At 71.1% G+C, this 16,054-nt stretch carries 15 protein-coding genes; all 15 read left to right on the top strand.

Translation table 11 applies throughout. From position 1 onward, the window contains the following. The first annotated feature begins 100 nt into the window (after nt 1–100). The 15 genes from AB0M82_RS14820 to AB0M82_RS14750 all read left to right on the top strand — a co-directional run bounded on the left by AB0M82_RS14820 (nt 101) and on the right by AB0M82_RS14750 (nt 16,049). Nucleotides 101–634, top strand: a complete 534-nt coding sequence (locus tag AB0M82_RS14820) for a peroxidase-related enzyme (RefSeq protein WP_364721655.1) — start codon at nt 101–103, stop codon at nt 632–634. A gap of 74 nt (nt 635–708) precedes the next feature. Further along, nucleotides 709–1,224, top strand: coding sequence for a hypothetical protein (locus AB0M82_RS14815; RefSeq protein ID WP_364721653.1), 516 nt, complete (start codon nt 709–711; stop codon nt 1,222–1,224). 389 nt (nt 1,225–1,613) lie between these two features. Continuing rightward, nucleotides 1,614–2,468: a rhamnogalacturonan acetylesterase gene (locus tag AB0M82_RS14810; protein ID WP_364721651.1), complete on the top strand. Its 855-nt coding sequence runs from the start codon at nt 1,614–1,616 to the stop codon at nt 2,466–2,468. A gap of 30 nt (nt 2,469–2,498) precedes the next feature. Then, nucleotides 2,499–3,515, top strand: coding sequence for a pectinesterase family protein (locus tag AB0M82_RS14805; RefSeq protein WP_364721649.1), 1,017 nt, complete (start codon nt 2,499–2,501; stop codon nt 3,513–3,515). 290 nt (nt 3,516–3,805) lie between these two features. Continuing rightward, a complete protein-coding gene (locus AB0M82_RS14800; RefSeq protein ID WP_364721647.1) occupies nt 3,806–4,468 on the top strand; it encodes a DUF4255 domain-containing protein in 663 nt (220 codons plus the stop codon). Beyond that, nucleotides 4,465–6,450 (top strand): ATP-binding protein, encoded by a 1,986-nt coding sequence (locus tag AB0M82_RS14795; protein WP_364721645.1) that lies wholly within the window; start codon nt 4,465–4,467, stop codon nt 6,448–6,450. The genes AB0M82_RS14800 and AB0M82_RS14795 overlap by 4 nt, the downstream gene beginning before the upstream one ends. Before the next feature lie 104 nt (nt 6,451–6,554). After that, complete coding sequence (locus tag AB0M82_RS14790) at nt 6,555–7,295, top strand: DUF4157 domain-containing protein (protein ID WP_364721643.1); 741 nt, start codon at nt 6,555–6,557, stop codon at nt 7,293–7,295. Nucleotides 7,296–7,564: 269 nt separating this feature from the next. Then, nucleotides 7,565–9,118 (top strand): phage tail sheath subtilisin-like domain-containing protein, encoded by a 1,554-nt coding sequence (locus tag AB0M82_RS14785; RefSeq protein WP_364721641.1) that lies wholly within the window; start codon nt 7,565–7,567, stop codon nt 9,116–9,118. An 18-nt stretch (nt 9,119–9,136) separates the two neighbouring features. After that, nucleotides 9,137–9,580, top strand: coding sequence for a phage tail protein (locus AB0M82_RS14780; RefSeq protein WP_364721639.1), 444 nt, complete (start codon nt 9,137–9,139; stop codon nt 9,578–9,580). 4 nt (nt 9,581–9,584) lie between these two features. Then, complete coding sequence (locus AB0M82_RS14775) at nt 9,585–10,034, top strand: hypothetical protein (protein ID WP_364721637.1); 450 nt, start codon at nt 9,585–9,587, stop codon at nt 10,032–10,034. Next, nucleotides 10,031–10,189: a DUF6760 family protein gene (locus AB0M82_RS14770; protein ID WP_003098516.1), complete on the top strand. Its 159-nt coding sequence runs from the start codon at nt 10,031–10,033 to the stop codon at nt 10,187–10,189. Before AB0M82_RS14775 ends, AB0M82_RS14770 begins: the two co-directional genes overlap by 4 nt. 8 nt (nt 10,190–10,197) lie before the next feature. Then, on the top strand, nt 10,198–13,008 hold the full coding sequence (locus AB0M82_RS14765) for a hypothetical protein (protein WP_364721635.1): 2,811 nt from the start codon (nt 10,198–10,200) through the stop codon (nt 13,006–13,008). An 11-nt stretch (nt 13,009–13,019) separates the two neighbouring features. Continuing rightward, complete coding sequence (locus AB0M82_RS14760) at nt 13,020–13,466, top strand: phage tail protein (protein WP_364721633.1); 447 nt, start codon at nt 13,020–13,022, stop codon at nt 13,464–13,466. Nucleotides 13,467–13,468: 2 nt separating this feature from the next. Continuing rightward, nucleotides 13,469–14,236 (top strand): LysM peptidoglycan-binding domain-containing protein, encoded by a 768-nt coding sequence (locus AB0M82_RS14755; RefSeq protein WP_364721632.1) that lies wholly within the window; start codon nt 13,469–13,471, stop codon nt 14,234–14,236. Next, the gene (locus AB0M82_RS14750) at nt 14,229–16,049 is read left to right on the top strand and encodes a VgrG-related protein (RefSeq protein WP_364721631.1); all 1,821 of its coding nucleotides are present in this window, start codon (nt 14,229–14,231) and stop codon (nt 16,047–16,049) included. The genes AB0M82_RS14755 and AB0M82_RS14750 overlap by 8 nt, the downstream gene beginning before the upstream one ends. Nucleotides 16,050–16,054: the final 5 nt, after the last annotated feature.

Genomic DNA, 16,054 nt, shown 5'->3' with positions numbered 1-16,054 from the left:
CCGAGCCGATCTTGCCCGGTTGGGCAAAACGGAGGTTGGCTCGGCCGCCGCGAGCCGGAAGACTGCGCAGGGACGATCTTGCCCCCGCCAGGAGGAACCGATGCCGCACATCCCGCTCGACCCGCAGCTGCCCGGGATCCGGTCGCTGTTCGCCTTCCGGCCGGAGACCGCGGTGCCGCTGAACGCGCTGGCGCAGACCCTCCTGCGCGGGCCGAACAGCTTGACCGTCGGCGAGCGCGAGCTGATCGCGGCCGTGGTGTCGAACGGCAACGAATGCCGGTTCTGCACCGGCAGTCACGCCGCCGTGGCGGCCGAGACCCTCGACGGCGGCAAGGCGGTCGTCGACGCGGCGTGCGCGGACATCGACGAGGCACCGGTTTCGGCCAGGGTCAAGGCCCTGCTGCGGATCGCGCTGGCCGTCCGCGAAACCGGCCGCGCCGTCACCGCCGAGCTGGTGGCGGCGGCCCGGGCCGAGGGCGCGACGGACGTCGAAGTGCACGACACCGTGCTGATCGCGGCGGCGTTCTGCATGTACAACCGCTACGTCGACGGCCTGGCCACGGTCGCGCCGGACGACCCGGCGGCCTACGAGCAGATGGGGAAGGTGCTGGCCGCCGAGGGCTACGGCCGCTGATCAGGGAGCCCGGCACCTGTCCGTCCACAACGGACGGCTGGTCCAGGCCGTTGTCGCCGGGGTAGCGTACGGCCGTGGCCCAGGTCTTCGTCCAGCCTTCCTACGGCACCCCGGAAGCGCGCCGGTACGGAGCTGTCACGCTGGAGCGGACGGTGGCCTTCGGTGAGCACGCCGACCTCCTCGACCCCACGGACCTCGCCCGCCTGACCGCGCTGCACCCGGGTGGCCGGGCGCGGTTCTGGGGCGCGAGGGACAAGTACGACCGGCGGATGGACACGGTGACCACCGGCGACGTCGTGCTGTTCACCGGCGGCAAGCACGTGCGGGCGATCGCCGAGGTGGGGCACGGCTTCCGCAACCCCGCGTTCGCGCGGCGGCTGTGGAACCCGGAGCCCGGCAAGTGCCTGTGGAGCAACGTCTACAGCCTGCGGCGGTACCGGCGCCTGGAGCTGCGGTACGAGGAGATCTGGGCGTTGCCCGGCTTCACCCCGGGCGACAACTTCATGGGACTGCGGTTCCTCGACGAGACGAAGTCGGCCGCGGTCCTGGCGTTGCTGCGCTCGGTGGGAGATACACGCGAACGGTGGTAGTGCCTGAACCGGGCGACGCCGAACGGGCGGCCGCGCGCGGCATCGCTGTGGCGGCGGCCTCGTGCTCGCTTTCGCGGCCGTGCAGCGCCGCCTCGGCCGGCAGCACGAACTGGCGTATTTCGGCGCGGGTGCCACGGAGATCGTCCTCATCCAGTCCGCGGGCTCGTGCGCGAGACCTGATGCGCCCCAATGTGCCCGGGAGGGCCGGACGCGGCTGTCCGGTGCGCGTTGACACCCCGTGATCGTTGACTTACCCTTTCGAGAAAGCGCTTACTGCGCGCGCCGGATGCACATTCTTTGCCCGCTCCACACAGCGAAACGGCGTTGAACGGCGATTGTCGAATACGCGTCGAATGGGGTGGCCGGCTGCTCCGAGAGGAAGGCTGCGCATGCTGCTGAACCGACCGCTGTGGCCGCGGCGCGCGGCCCGGCGTGCCGCCGTCGTCGGTGTGGTGGCCGCCTTGTCGGCCGTCACCCTGGCCGGCACGGGAGGGAGTGCCTCGGCGGCGACCCCCGTCCACGTCTACATCGCGGGTGACTCCACCGCGTCGACCTACGTGTCTTCGCAGGCTCCGCGGGCGGGCTGGGGGCAGGCGCTGCCGGTGTTCCTGACGTCGAACGCCGTGGCGGTGAACGTGGCCAAGTCGGGGGCCAGCTCCAAGAGCTTCATCGACCTGGGCCGGCTGGACCACATCCTCGGGCTGATCAAGAAGGGCGACTACCTGCTGATCTCGTTCGGGCACAACGACGAGAAGATCGACGACCCGGCTCGCTACACCGAGCCGTCGACGACGTACAAGCAGTACCTCTCCCAGTACGTCGACAAGAGCCGGGCCAAGGGGGCGATCCCGGTCCTGCTCACGCCGGTGGAGCGGCGTCACTTCACCAGTGCGGGCGTCATGTCGCCGTCGCACGGCGCTTATCCGGCGGCGATGCGGGAACTCGCGGCGGCCAAGCGGGTGCCGCTGGTCGATTTGACCGCGGCCAGCACGGCGTTGTGGAACCGCGTGGGCGTCGAAGGAACGAAGAAGCACTTCATGATCTTCCCGGCGGGAAATTACCCGAACTATCCCAGCGGCAGCGCGGACAACACGCACTTCCAGGCATTCGGCGCGATCGAGGTCGCCCGGCTCGTCGCCACCGCCCTGCGCGACCAGGGCGTCCTGCCCGCCGCCGATTTCCGGCAGCTCACCGCGTCCGTCCCCACCAGCGCGATCGTCTGGCCCACGACCGCGCCCTACTGAGGGCCGGGCGCACCGACGAAAGGTTCACGCATGCGTCTTCACGGCAACCGCCGGACCGTCGTGGTCCGCGCCGCCACCACACTCGCCGCCTTGCCGCTGGCCGGCGTCGCGCTCGCCACCCCGGCCAACGCCGCCACCACGGTCACCGTGGCGGCCGACGGCTCCGGCAACTACAGCACCATCCAGGCCGCTTTGAGCGCGGTCTCGTCCGGCTCGGTCATCAACATCAAGCCGGGCACCTACCGCGGCCAGGTGTCCATTCCGTCGAGCAAGTCCGGCGTCACCCTGCAGGGCACGACCGGGACCGCGACCGACGTCGTGATCACCGGGAACACCCCCGCCTCCACCGCCGGCACCTCAGGCAGCGCGACCGTGCTCAACCTGGCCAAGGACACCACGGTCAAGGGACTGACGATCGCCAACACCTACGCCGCGCACGACAGCCAGGCACTCGCGCTGTACGCGGGCGGGGACCGGCAGGTCTACCGCAACGTCCGCCTGCTGGGCTACCAGGACACGTTCCTGTCCTGGGGCGGCACCGGGAGCTCGCAGGTCCGCCAGTACGTCTACAAGAGCTACATCGAAGGCGCCGTCGACTTCATCTACGGCAACGGCGCGCTGGTGATCGACTCCACGACCATCCGCTCGCTGGACCGCGGCAGCAGCAACAACGGCTACATCACCGCCGCGGCGACCAACGCCGCGAACAAGTACGGCATCCTGATCACCAGGTCGACGTTGACGAGCTCGGCCGCGGCGCGCACCGTCGCACTCGGCCGCTGCTGGCACGCCGGTGGCGCCGCCGACGCGATCGGGCAGGTGCTGGTCCGGGATTCGACGCTGGGCGGGCACATCCGCCAGGCCGGCGCCTGGCAGGACATGAGCGGCTTCTCCTGGAAGACGTGCCGGTTCACCGAGTACGGCAACACCGGCGCCGGAGCCAGCACCGGCACCACCGACCGCCCGCAGATGAGCGGCTCGACGGCGGCGAACTACACGGCGCAGAAGTACCTGGCCGGCGGCGACGGCTGGAACCCGGTGCAGTAGCTCGGTGCGTTGGGCGCACCCAATGTGGCGTTCGGTGCGTTGGATGCACCCAATGTGGCGTTGGGTGCATCCAACGCACCCACCACCGCCCTCAACGGAGGCGCTCCGCGCCGCAGTGCTGATTCAACGCACCCAACGCCACATTGGGGCGCTTCCGCGGGCCACCGTCAACGGAGCCGACCCTGCCCCTACGGGCAGCCGGGCGTACCCGAAGGTCTGCCGCTGCGCGGCTGGCCGATCGGCGCACCCGCGATCATCGTGGAGGGACCGCTGTCCGAGGAGGTCCGCCGGTGATCCACGAGGTCGACGAGGCGCTGCGGCGGCTGGTGAAGGACGAGGCGCTGCGCGGCAGCGAGGTCGACGTCGCCTTCGACGCGCCCACGAAGGACTGGGCGGCCCGGCGCAACGCCCCGACCGTCAACATCTACCTCTACGACGTGCGCGAGGACATGCGACGCCGTTCGCGCGGGCTGCTCAACGAGTACGACCAGCGCGGCGAGGTCGCGGCGCGGCACCTGCCGCCCAAGCACGTCAAGCTGTCCTACCTCGTCACCGCGTGGACCCAGCGCCCGGAGGACGAGCACCGCGTGCTGTCGGACCTGCTGCTCGGCCTGCTGCGCTACGAGGCCGTGCCGGTCGAGGTGCTCACCGGGTCGCTGGCCGAGATGGGACTGCCGGTGCCGATGACCGTCGCGCTGCCGCCGCCGGAGGACCGCGCGTTCGCCGACGTGTGGACCGCGCTGGGTGGCGAGCTCAAGCCGTCGCTGGACGTCGTCGTCTCGGCTCCGATCCACAGTGGACGCGTGTACCCGGCCGGGCCGCCCGCGAAGGAAGGCCTCCGGCTCGACACTGGAAGCCCCAGTGAGCTCATCGGGCACCACGTCGGCGAAAACGGGGCGGTCGAAGGACAGCGCCGGGTCGCCATGGCGCGCACCCACCGGAAGCCCCGGTGAGCCTGGAGTACCTGTTCGGGCGGCTGGCCCGCCTCGAACAGCGCATCCGCGACGCGGTCGACGGCCGCCGCGCGGCCGACCCGAACCCCGACGACCCGTTTCGTGGGCTGTACCTGTCGAACGAGGCGATCGACGCGCTGCTGGAAGGCCACCGGGAGCCGTTCCCGCCGTTCACGGACTCCGTCCCGGACGGCAGGCTGCGCCCGCTCGCCGAACGCGCGGGACTCACCGGCGTCGACGTCGAACTGCTGCTGGTCGCGCTCGCGCCCGATCTGGACAGCCGGTTCGAGCAGTTCTACGGCTACCTCAACGACGACGTGACCCGCCGCCGCGCGACCGCCGGGCTGGCACTGCGCCTGTGCGGGATCCCCGAGGCGTCGGCCGCCGGCCGCGCCCGGCTCGACGCCGACTCCCCGCTGGTCACCTGCGGCCTGCTCACCGTGGGGGACGACGAACGGCCGTTCCTCTCGCGCACGCTGCGCGTCCCCGACCGGGTGGTGAACCACCTGCTCGGCGACGACCGGCTCGCGCCCGAGCTCGCCGGCTGCGCCCACCTGGGCACCGAGCTCGTCGACGTCCCTGGCCGGGAGCGGCTCGCCCGCGCGATCCGCGGCCAGGTCGGGCTGGTCTACCTGAAGGAGCATCCCGGTGGCGGCGCCGAGGAGCTCGGCATCGGCGCGCTCGCCGCGGCCGGGTTCCCGGCGCTGGTGGTGGACGCGGCGCGCTGGCAGGCCGAGCCCGGCCACGCCGAGCTCACCGGGTCGCTGCGGCGGGAGGCGTTGCTGCGCGGCGCCGGGATCGTGCTGGGCCCGGTGGACGACCCGCGGCTGGAACAGCTGGCGCACCCGGCGATCCCGCTGGTGGTGCACGGCACCGGGTCCTGGGACCCGCGGTGGAGCGCGACCCCGCCGTTGCAGCTCGACGCGTTGCCGCTGTCCGCCGCGAGCCGCGCGGACCTCTGGCGCAGCCGCCTCGACGGCAGGCTCGCCCCCGACGTCGACCCGGGGGAGGCGACCGCGCACTTCGTGCTGGGTCCGGGACAGATCGCCCGCGCGGCGAAGGCGGCGTCGGTGACCGCGCTGGCCGACGACGGGCTGGTCCGGACGGCTCACCTGCGCGCGGGCGCGCGGAGCCAGAACGCCGCCGGCCTGCAACGGCTCGCGCGGCGGATCGAACCGGCCGTCGGCTGGCCCGACCTGGTGCTGCCGGCCGGCGTGCTGTCCCTTTTGGACGAACTGGCCGCGCGGGCGCGGTACCGCGACCAGGTGCTCGACGAGTGGCGGATGCGCCCGGGCGGTGGGCGCGGCCGGGGCGTGACCGGGCTCTTCGCGGGGGACTCGGGGACCGGCAAGACGATGTCCGCCGAGGTCATCGCCTCCTCGCTCGGGCTGGACCTCTACACCGTGAACCTGGCGACCGTGGTCGACAAGTACGTCGGCGAGACGGAGAAGAACCTGGAACGGATCTTCACCGAGGCGTCCGGGGTCAACGGCGTCCTGCTGTTCGACGAGGCGGACGCGATCTTCGGCAAGCGGTCCGAGGTCCGCGACGCGCACGATCGCTACGCCAACATCGAAAGCGCCTACCTGCTGCAGCGGATGGAGACCTTCGACGGCATCGCGGTGCTGGCCACGAACCTGCGGGCGAACCTCGACGAGGCCTTCACCCGGCGCCTCGACGTCATCGTGGATTTCCCGTTGCCGGACGTCGAACTCCGGCGCCAGCTGTGGGACCGTTGCCTGGGCGTCCGGATGCCGCGGGGCGCGGACCTGGATCTCGGGTTCCTCGCCGAGGCCTTCGAGCTGGCGGGCGGGCACATCCGCTCGGCCGCGGTCACCGGCGCGTACCTGGCCGCCGAAGCGGGCCGCCCGGTGGCGATGAGCGACCTGGTCGGCGCGGTCGCGCGGGAGTACCGCAAGCTGGGCCGGCTCTGCCTCGACCGGGAGTTCGGCCCGTACCTGGCGATGGTGACGGACGGCTGAGCTGCCCGTCCGGGCAGGTTTTGCCGCCCGTTCGGCCGCGCACGCCAGTCTGGCGCGCGGCGCGGCGGCGGGGCAAGCTTGACGGGCGGCGGAGGGAGCTGACCATGCGCGGGCACAGTCATGACACCGACCTCGAACCGAACGCGCGGCCACGCGGCGATCGGACCGACCGGGACGAGGCCGGCCTGATGGGCCGCGCCGCGGCGGCCGGCCGCACCGACGTCCTCGGCCCGGCGGGCATGCTGGGCCTGCAGCGCGCGGTGGGCAACGCGGGCGCGAGCACTCTGGTCGAGGAGTCACCGGTGCACTCGGTCATCGGTTCGGGCGGCGGCGCGCCCTTGGACACCGAGACGCGGTCCGACATGGAGACCCGCTTCGGGCAGGACTTCGGCGACGTCCGGGTCCACACCGACGGCGCGGCGCACGAGTCGGCGAAGTCGGTGAACGCGCAGGCGTACACGGTGGGGTCGAACATCGTGTTCCAGCGGGACAAGTACGACCCCTCGTCCGAGGGCGGGAAGCACATGCTGGCGCACGAGCTGACCCATGTGGTTCAGCAGCGCAGCGGCCCGGTGGACGGGACGGACGCCGGTGGTGGCGTGAAGGTTTCCGATCCGTCCGATCGGTTCGAGCGCGAGGCCGTGGCGAACGCGGACCGGCTGATGTCGACGCCCGCTCCGGTTGGGCCGGCGGTGCAGCGTTGTGAGGATGGCGGGCACTCTTCTTCCGAGGACTCGGCGGCCGTTCAGCGCGAGGAAGCAGCTCCTGAGGCCGAAGAAGCCGAAGAGGAGAAGATGGCTCAGACCTACGTGCAGCGTGAGGAAGAGATCGACGAAGAGGTCTGAGCCGACCAAGGCTTCTTTGCGTCTTTCCAGGTTCACTTCGGCCGGCGCGGGCGGTTTCCGTGGCGCCCTGTCCCGCGTGCCTTCACTGCCGGCCCCGTTCGGCCGGTTGCCGACGGCCGGACGGGCGGGCGGCGGCGCCCGAACGGGCAGTTGCCTTTAAGGGCAGAGATCGGTTCCCGCGGGCATATCCGCACGGTCGTTTCGCCGATAACGCGTGGGCAGCAACATCGCCGTTGACAAGACTTTGTGCGTCGACAAGGGAGGCACGCATGCCCACCTATCTCACGCCGGGGGTGTACGTCGAGGAGGTCGAGGCGGGCGCGCGGCCGATCGAGGGCGTGGGCACCGCAGTGGCCGCCTTCGTCGGCTTCGCGGCGGACGGTCCCTTCAACACCCCGACGCTGGTTTCCAACTGGGGCCAGTTCACGCAGACCTTCGGCGACTTCGTCGAGGGCTGCTACCTGGCCCAGTCGGTCTACGGCTACTTCCTCAACGGTGGCACCAACTGCTACATCGTCCGCGTCGGCGGGTCGCGCGCCCACGAAAACGGCGCCGCCCCGAAGCAGATCGCCGCACGCCAGGCCGTGCTCGGCGGCTACCGCTTCGTCGCGAAGGAGCTGCCGGAGGGCAAGCAGGCCGGGGAGATCACCGTCGAGGTGGCCGAGCCGGCCGGCGACAACCCCGCCGACGACCGGTTCACCGTGCTCGTCAAGCAGGACGGCAAGGTCGTCGAAACGCACAACGTGACGACCAAGCGCACCAAGGAGAACGTCGTCACGGCGGTGCGGGAGAAGTCCAGTTTCATCACCATCGAGGAGATCGCCACCGGTGGCGCGGTCGCCAAGCCCGACAAGGGCGCCGCGGTGCTCACCGAGCCGGCGAAGGAGGCCCAGACGCCGCCGGTCCCGCGCCGGGTCGCGGCCGGGGACTACGTCGGTGACGTCTCCGACCGCACCGGGTTCGGTGGCCTGGAGGCGATCGACGAGATCACCATGGTCGCGGCGCCGGACGTGATGGCCGCCTACCAGCGCGACCTGATCGACCTGGACACGGTCAAGGCCGTGCAGCTCGCGATGATCGCGCACTGCGAGCTGATGGGCGACCGGATGGCGATCATCGACCCGCCGCCGTCGCTCAACCCCCAGGAAGTCCGGAGCTGGCGGATGGACGGGGCCGGCTACGATTCGAAGTACGCGGCGCTGTACTACCCCTGGGTCCAGGTGCTCGACCCCGCCACCGGCACCAACACGTTCATCCCGCCGAGCGGCCACATGGCCGGCGTGTGGGCGCGCACCGACGCCACCCGCGGCGTCCACAAGGCGCCGGCCAACGAGGTCGTCCGCGGCGCGCTCGCGCTCGAGACGCACCTGACCAAGGCCGAGCAGGAGCTGCTCAACCCGATCGGCGTCAACTGCGTGCGGTCGTTCTCGGGCAAGGGCATCCGGGTCTGGGGCGCGCGGACGCTGTCGAGCGACCCGGCGTGGCGCTACCTCAACGTGCGGCGGCTGTTCAACTACCTCGAGGAGTCGATCCTCGGCGGCACCCAGTGGGTCGTGTTCGAGCCGAACGACGACGCGTTGTGGGCGCGGATCCGGCGCACGATCAGCGCGTTCCTGGTGATGGAGTGGCGCAAGGGCGCGTTGTTCGGGCTCACCCCGGACGAGGCCTTCTTCGTCAAGTGCGACCGGGAGACGAACCCGGCCGAAGGGATCGACCTCGGCCAGGTGATCTGCGAAGTGGGCATCGCCCCGGTGAAACCGGCGGAGTTCGTGATCTTCCGGCTGGCCCAGATGTCCGGCGGCACCAGCCTGGTCAACGAGTAGTGAAAGGACTCCATCGCAATGGCACTTCCCGATCTTGACAAGGCGGTAGGCCACTCCTTCGGGCTCGAGATCGACGGCGTCCAGATCAAGCAGATCTCCGAGGTCTCCGGCCTCAAGATGGAGCAGGACGTCATCGAGCTCAAGCAGAACACCGCCGACGGCAAGTACGTCATCAAGAAGCTGCCCGGCCGCCCGAAGGCCGGCGAGGTGACGTTGACCCGTGGTCTCACCGACGACAACAGCTTCGAGAAGTGGGTGAAGGACGCCCACTTCGGCAAGATGGGCTCCGCGCGCAAGGGCGGCGCGATCATCGTCTACGACTACGAGGGCACCGCGCTCAAGCGCTACAAGCTCACGAACGCGTGGCCGAAGAGCCTGGAGATCGGCTCGCTGAAAGCGGGCGACACCAGCGTGCTCACCGAGAAGATCGTGATCACCTACGAGCAGATGGAAGTCGAGTGAGCCCATGCGCAGGGTGATGGCGTCGGCGCCGGTCGAGGAGGCCCCCGCCCCGGTGGCGGGGGAGCCCCGGGCGGACCGGCCGAAGCTGCGGACCGAGTTCGCGTTCGAGCTCCCGCGCGGGTACGTCGACGACGAAGGCAAGGTGCACCACTCCGGGGTGATGCGGCTGGCCACCGCGCGGGACGAGCTGATCCCGCTGCGGGACGACCGGGTTCGCGAGAATTCGGCGTTCCTCACGGTGGTGCTGCTGGCCCGGGTGGTCACCCGGATCGGCGACATCACCGACGTGCACGCCGGGATCATCGAGAACCTGTTCGCCTCGGACCTGGCTTTCCTGCAGGACATGTACCGCCGGATCAACAGCGAGGGACACACCAGGGCGGGCGTCGCCTGCCCCGAGTGCGGCCACAGCTTCGTCGTCGACGTCGCCGGTGGCCGCCTGGGGGAATCGTGACGTACGCGGCCGACCGGCTGCACGAGGAAGTCGCGTACGTCGCTTACCACCTGCACTGGTCGCTCGACGACATCCTCGACCTCGAACACCCCGACCGGTTGACCTACGTCGCCGAGATCGCCCGGATCAACACCCGGATGAGCCAGGGACGGTGACGCTGGAAATGTGGTGGAGCAGGAAGGAGACGAGCTCGCCCCGGCAACCCGCGGCGCCCGCGCCCGCCCCGGCGGCACTGCCGGTGACCCGCGCGGAATGGCGGAGCGTGCCGCCGATCCAGCGCGTCGTCGCCGAGCACCCGCTGGTCAACCCGGTGCGGCGGTTCAGTTCTTCGCTGACGTCCTGGCAGAGCCCCGGCTACCTGGAGCCGCTCGGTCACCGGGTCGGCCCGGAGGAACCCGCCGGTGTCATCGGTGACCTCGCCCAGCCCCGGACCCTGGAGACGCCCGCGCCGGCCATGCCGGTGGTGCAGCGGGAGACCCGCAAGCGAAGCGGGCTGTCCCGGCTGTGGGAGACCTCGGTGCAGCGTGAACCCGCAGCTGGTCCGGACCCGGGTCCGGCTCCCGCCGCGGAAGCCGTCCAGCCGCTGCCTGAGGAGCCGGCGCCGCCGCCTTCGCTGGTGTTGCCGGTCGTCGCGTCGCGCGAGGTCGTGCCGCCGTTGACGAGGGCCGCGGTGATCCCGGCGAGCCCGCCGGTGCGCACGGTCCAGGCGCTCCCGGAACCCGCGGCCGAACCGTCCGATATGAACACTGTGGACACTGCGGCGGCCGAGGAGCTGCCCTTGGCCGAGCCCGGTCCCGTGACGACGATTCAGGCTCCGGAACCGGCGTCCCTTGGGTCTTCCTCCGAACCGGGGCGACCGGAGCGACCGGTGCTGCCGGTCGTCCAGCGGACCGAGCAGGCGTCGCCGCGACGGCTCGGACTCGGCGCGCCGATCCTGCCCGGTTCCGGCAGCATGTCCCCACCGGCCGACGCGCCGCTGGCCGGAGCGGTCGAGCCCACGGTCCTCCCGGCCGACGAGGCGCCCGATCAGGTCGCGGTGTCTCGGCTCGCGGACACCCCGTCGCCCGGCCTGCCGACGGCGGTCCGGCGTTCCGCGCCCGAATCGCCACCGTCCCGGTCACCGGTTCCGGACGCCGCCACGCCGGGAGAGGTGACGGTTTCGCGGGTGGCCGAATCGGTGCCGGAGCCGCCGGCGGTCACGTCGTCGCGGTCGTCGCCGGTGAACACCTTCCGTCCGCTCGACACCCCGGAGATCCGGTCCGGGACCACGGAGCCGCCCGGACCGCCGGGCGGCTCGACGAGCGTTTCTTCGCCACCGGCACCGCCCTTGCCGGTGGCGCGAGCCGTCGAGACGCCGCGGCTTCCGGCGGCGCGGGCCGACTTGCCATCCTTGCCGACTCGGGCCGTCGAAAGCCCGGCGCTTTCGGTGACTCGCGCCGTCGAAGGCTCGCCTGGCCCGGTGGTGCGGGCTGTCGAGGACTCGCCTGGCCCGCCGGCGGGCGTACCGCTTTCCCTGACCCGGTCGATCGAGATCCCGGCACTTACGGTGGCGCGGGCGGTCGAGGACTCGCCCGGCCCGGTGGCTGGATCGGCTGGTGCTCCGCTTCCGCTGACACGGACGATCCAAACCCAGGCGCGCCCGGTGGAGGACTCGCCTGCCCCGGTGGCCGGATCGGCGGAGGGCGCTTCGCTTCCCCTGACCCGGGCGGTCGAGACCCGGGCACTTACGGCGGCACGAGCGGCGGAGGAGTCACCGCTTCAAGCGACGCGGCCGGTCGAGATCCCGGCGCTCCCGGTGGCACGAGCCGTCGAGGATTCTCCGCTTTCGGCGATGCGACCGGCCGAGATCCCGGCACTTCCGGTGGCGCGGAGCCTCGAGGATTCTCCGCTTTCGGCGATGCGACCGGCCGAGATCCCGGCACTTCCGGTGGCGCGGAGCCTCGAGGATTCACCGCTTTCGGCGATGCGACCGGCCGAGATCCCGGCACTTCCGGTGGCGCGGAGCCTCGAGAAGTCTCCGCTTCCGACGACACGGCCGGTCGAAACACCGGCACTCCCCATCGCGCGGCCGGTGGGGGATTCGCCTGCCCCGGTGGCGGGGTCAGCCGAGGGCGCTGCCCTTCCCCTGACGCGAACAATCGAGACCCCCACGCTCCCGGGGGCGCGGGCCAGAGAGGACTCGCCGCTTCTGGTGGCGCGAGCCGTCGAGACCCCGACACTTCCCGTGGTTCGGGGCATCGAAGGTCCACCAGTGTCACGCGCCGAAAGCTGGTTGACGCTTGGGGCCAACGCACCCAATGTGGCGTTCGGTGCGTCAGACGCACCCAACGCCACATTGGGGCGCATCGCTGGGCCGCCGTCGACTGACCTCGGACGCGCGATACCCGCCGCGCCGCTGCCGGTGGCGCGGACTATCGAAGCCCCGGCGCCGACGATCCCACCGCTGGCGACCGGCCCGGTGCGCCACACCGAAAGCGCGCCCACCCTGACGGTTTTCCGGGCGCTCGAGACACCGACGTCGCTGCCAGTGGCCGCCCCAGCGCCGGCGTTCCGGCGAGCATCACTCCCGGTCGCGCGCGGCGTCGACAGTCCGGAACCGCCGGTCGCCGAACCACTGCCGGTCGCGAGAACCGCCGTCCAGGGCCGGCCATCCACAGTGGACTTCCCGTCCGTGGTTCAGCGATCCGCCGACGGGTCGGCACCCCACAGCGAAGCTCTCACGCTGAACCTCCCGCCGGTCGTCGTCGCACGGCAGGTGGAGGCCCCGATCGTCCAACGGGAGCCGGAACCCCCGGCGCCCGCCCCGGCGCCGGTGGTACTGGAGACCCCGGCGCCGGCGCCACCACCGGCGGCACCGCCGCCGGAAACCGAGGAGCTCGTCAAGAAACTGTTCGACCCGCTGCTGCGGCGGCTGAAAACCGAACTCCGTCTCGACCGTGAGCGCCGCGGCGCGCTCACCGACCGCCCGCACTGAAGGAGAAGCCGATGCCGGACACCGAAGAGGCCGTCGCCGTGTGCTACGTCGTCAAGCTGGACGACAAGAACCTCGGCAACCTCGGCGTGTTCTCCAGCTGCGACGGGCTGGGCTGTGAGTTCGTGATGGAGCAGCGGGAAGAGGGCGGCAACAACGGCATGGTCTGGCAACTGCCGACCCGGATCAAGTACTCGAACATCAAGCTGTCCCGCCCGGTCACCGCGGCCAGCTCGCAGATCACCAAGTGGTTCGCCAGCCTGGCGGGCGGCGTCGAGCGCAAGACCGCCACGATCGAGGCTCGCACCCTCGAAGGCACCGTGATCGCCAGCTGGGCGCTGGAAGGCGTCGTCCCGGTGCGCTGGAGCGGGCCGCAGCTCTCGCCCGACTCGCCCAAGGTCGCCACCGAGACGCTCGAACTGGCCCACCACGGCTTCCTCAGCCCGGCGAAGAAGGGCTAGCCATGTCCTCTCCCGTCACGTTCACCTCGGCCGGGTCCCAGCCCCCGGCCGCCTACGGCTCCGGCGAACCGGCGCCGAACAACCTGCAGCGCGCGCTGCTGGAGGTCCGGAAGCCGCCGCAGTCCGGCGGGACCGGGCAGCCGCCCGGCGAGAAGATGTTCGACATCAAGTTCCAGTTCAACCCCAAGGAGCTCTCGCTCAGCAAGAACGCCAAGTGGGGCCGCGACGCGCAGCCCAACGCCAAGAAGAGCGCGCCTCCGCAGTTCAAGGGATCCGACCCGGCCAAGCTCGCGCTGGAGATGTTCCTCGACGCCACCGACAAGATGGACGACGCCGTCGTCAAGAAGGTCGAGCAGCTGTTCACCTGCTGCGTGGCCACCGAGGACAGCCGCCAGCACCGCAAACCCTCGCCGCCGTGGGTGATCTTCAAGTGGGGCGGGATGACCGGCTTCCCCGCCTACGTCGCCAGCGTCACGGCGAAGTACACGCTGTTCACGCCGTCGGGGACGCCGGTGCGCGCGGTCTGCACGGTGAACCTGGAGGAGATCTCGGGCGAGCTGGGCGGCCAGAACCCGACGTCCGGCGCGCTCGCGGCCCGGGACACGCACGTGCTCGTCGCCGGGGATTCGCTGCCGTCGGTGGCGTTCCGCGCCTACGGCGACGCCGGGAAGTGGCGCGAGATCGCCGACGCCAACGACATCGACGACCCGATGCGGCTGCGGCCCGGCACCCGGCTCCTGGTGCCCGCGCTGGAGGAGCTCAATGGCTAACGAGACCTTCACGAACACGCTGATGGTCGAGGTCGAGGGCACCGCGCTGCCCGACGACGTCAAGGTGATGCTCAGCTACGCCTACGTCGACGACAGCCGGAACCTGCCCGACACGTTCGTGCTGCGCTTCCGCGACCCTGGATCCGTCGTGCTGGACAAGGGCAAGTTCAAGGTCGGGGCGAAGATCAGGCTGAAGGTCCAGACGTCCGACCCGGAAGGCCCGCAGGACCTGCTCTCGGGCGAGGTCACCGCGGTCGCCATCGACCTGGATCCGCACGGCACGTTCACCGAGGTCCGCGGGTACGACCACGCGCACCGGCTGTTCCGCGGCCGCCGGGTCGCGGCGTACCCGAACATGACGATCGCGGACGTCGTGCGCAAGGTCGCCCAGCGAGCGAACATCCCGGCCGGGAAGATCGACAACGTCAAGGGCTTCGGCGGCCGCCCGAACACCCAGCTGAGCCAGGACAACGTCAGCGACTGGGACTTCCTCTCCCGGCTGGCCGACGCGGTGGGCGCGCAGATCGCCGTCCGCGACGGGAAGCTGAACTTCGAACTCCCGGAGAAGCCGTCCGGCGCGCCCTCGACCACCACGAAGGCGACCGCCGACCCGCTCGTCCTCGAGGCACACGGGACGCTGGTCAGCCTGCGCGCCAGCGTCACCGCGGCCGAGCAGGTCCCCGAGGTGCGGGTCAACGGCTGGGACTACGAGAACAAGCAGGCGATCACCGCCACCGCGACGCCGAAGAACGCGGGCACGGACGTGCCGGGCGTCGACCCGGTGGCGCTGGCCGGGAAGTTCGCGAGCCCACCGTTCCTCGACGCGGCCTCGCCCCGGCGCGCCCAGGGCGAGGCGGACGCGACCGCGAAGGCGCGGGCCGATCGGTTCGGCAGCGCCTGCACCGAACTCGACGGCGTCGCGAAGGGCAACCCGAAGCTGCGCGCGGGCGCCGCTGTCACGCTCACCGGCGTCGGCCAGCCGTTCTCGGGCAAGTACACGCTGACCAGCACGCGGCACCTGTTCAACGCCGAGGTCGGCTACACCACCGAGTTCACCGTGTCCGGCCGGCAGGAACGCTCGCTCTACGGCCTGGTCGCGGGCGGGGCGAAGAGCTCGTCGTGGCCGGGTGTCGTTCCCGCGCAGGTGACCGACCTCAAGGACCCGGCGAATCTCGGCCGCGTCAAGCTCGCGTTTCCGTGGCTGGACAGGGACTTCTCCAGCACCTGGGCGCGCACGGTCCAGCCCGGCGCGGGCAAGGACCGGGGCGCGATGGTGCTGCCCGAGGTCGGCGACGAAGTCCTGGTGGGTTTCGAACACGGCGACTTCGAAGCGCCCTACGTGCTCGGCGGGCTGCACAACCCCAAGGACCCCGCGCCGAAGTTCACCAAGCCCGTCGTCGACGGCAACAGCGGGGAGGTCACCGTCCGGGGCTTCGTCTCGCGGAAGGGCCACAAGCTGGAGTTCGCCGAGGACGACGGGATCATCCTGTCCTCCGGCGACGCGAAGTTCGTGGTCAAGATCGACCAGAAGAACCAGGTCATCGAGGTGACCAGCGGCAAGAGCGTCACGGTCAAGGCGCAGAACGGCGTGAGCATCGACGCCGGGACCGGGCCACTGGAGCTCAAGGGCCAGAAGGTGACCGTGAAGTCCCAGACCGACGCGAGTGTGGAAGCCGGCACGCAGCTCAAGCTGAACGGCACCGCCGGCGTGAAGGTCGAGGGCGCCACGGTTTCGGTCGCCGGGCAAGGGCAGACGGAGCTGAGCGCGAGCGGTGTGGTCACCGTGCGCGGCAGCCTGGTCAAGATCAACTGACGGGG

The organism is Amycolatopsis sp. NPDC051128 (genome assembly GCF_040682715.1).
Taxonomy (GTDB): domain Bacteria; phylum Actinomycetota; class Actinomycetes; order Mycobacteriales; family Pseudonocardiaceae; genus Amycolatopsis.
The sequence above is the reverse complement of the archived record's forward strand: the minus strand, read 5'-3'. Positions and strand labels throughout refer to the sequence as shown.

What these genes read in the sequence shown, in the direction of transcription:
- AB0M82_RS14755 (WP_364721632.1), top strand. Translation starts at nt 13,469, where the DNA reads ATGTCCTCTCCCGTCACGTTCACCTCGGCCGGGTCCCAGCCCCCGGCC.
- AB0M82_RS14780 (WP_364721639.1), top strand. Translation starts at nt 9,137, where the DNA reads ATGGCACTTCCCGATCTTGACAAGGCGGTAGGCCACTCCTTCGGGCTC.
- AB0M82_RS14790 (WP_364721643.1), top strand. Translation starts at nt 6,555, where the DNA reads ATGCGCGGGCACAGTCATGACACCGACCTCGAACCGAACGCGCGGCCA.
- AB0M82_RS14775 (WP_364721637.1), top strand. Translation starts at nt 9,585, where the DNA reads ATGCGCAGGGTGATGGCGTCGGCGCCGGTCGAGGAGGCCCCCGCCCCG.
- AB0M82_RS14785 (WP_364721641.1), top strand. Translation starts at nt 7,565, where the DNA reads ATGCCCACCTATCTCACGCCGGGGGTGTACGTCGAGGAGGTCGAGGCG.
- AB0M82_RS14760 (WP_364721633.1), top strand. Translation starts at nt 13,020, where the DNA reads ATGCCGGACACCGAAGAGGCCGTCGCCGTGTGCTACGTCGTCAAGCTG.
- AB0M82_RS14805 (WP_364721649.1), top strand. Translation starts at nt 2,499, where the DNA reads ATGCGTCTTCACGGCAACCGCCGGACCGTCGTGGTCCGCGCCGCCACC.
- AB0M82_RS14810 (WP_364721651.1), top strand. Translation starts at nt 1,614, where the DNA reads ATGCTGCTGAACCGACCGCTGTGGCCGCGGCGCGCGGCCCGGCGTGCC.
- AB0M82_RS14750 (WP_364721631.1), top strand. Translation starts at nt 14,229, where the DNA reads ATGGCTAACGAGACCTTCACGAACACGCTGATGGTCGAGGTCGAGGGC.
- AB0M82_RS14820 (WP_364721655.1), top strand. Translation starts at nt 101, where the DNA reads ATGCCGCACATCCCGCTCGACCCGCAGCTGCCCGGGATCCGGTCGCTG.
- AB0M82_RS14765 (WP_364721635.1), top strand. Translation starts at nt 10,198, where the DNA reads ATGTGGTGGAGCAGGAAGGAGACGAGCTCGCCCCGGCAACCCGCGGCG.